2 tRNA genes are annotated in these 335 nt (G+C 46.9%); both read left to right on the top strand.

What is annotated here, in order from left to right:
* Positions 1 to 60: 60 nt before the first annotated feature.
* Positions 61 to 137: transfer RNA gene (locus tag ACM6IM_RS08635), tRNA-Ile, on the top strand.
* 10 nt (positions 138 to 147) lie between these two features.
* A tRNA-Ala gene (locus tag ACM6IM_RS08630) sits at positions 148 to 223 on the top strand.
* Positions 224 to 335 lie beyond the last annotated feature (112 nt).

The raw sequence follows: 335 nt of genomic DNA, 5'->3' as shown, positions 1-335 counted from the left end.
TAGAAGCAGCTTTAAGCTCCAAGCTGATAGCTCCAAGCTAACAGTTACGCGCTCGAAATTGGGTCTGTAGCTCAGTTGGTTAGAGCGCACCCCTGATAAGGGTGAGGTCGGCAGTTCGAATCTGCCCAGACCCACCAATTTTGTTATGGGGCCATAGCTCAGCTGGGAGAGCGCCTGCCTTGCACGCAGGAGGTCAGCGGTTCGATCCCGCTTGGCTCCACCATATAACTGCTTCTGAAAGCTTAGAAATGAGTATTCCTTTGAGAATATTGATTTCTAGTCTTTTGATTAGATCGTTCTTTAAAAATTTGGGTATGTGATAGAAAGATAGACTG

The sequence above is a fragment of the Pseudomonas sp. IT-P12 genome (assembly GCF_949767465.1).
Lineage (GTDB): Bacteria > Pseudomonadota > Gammaproteobacteria > Pseudomonadales > Pseudomonadaceae > Aquipseudomonas.
The sequence above is the reverse complement of the archived record's forward strand: the minus strand, read 5'-3'. Positions and strand labels throughout refer to the sequence as shown.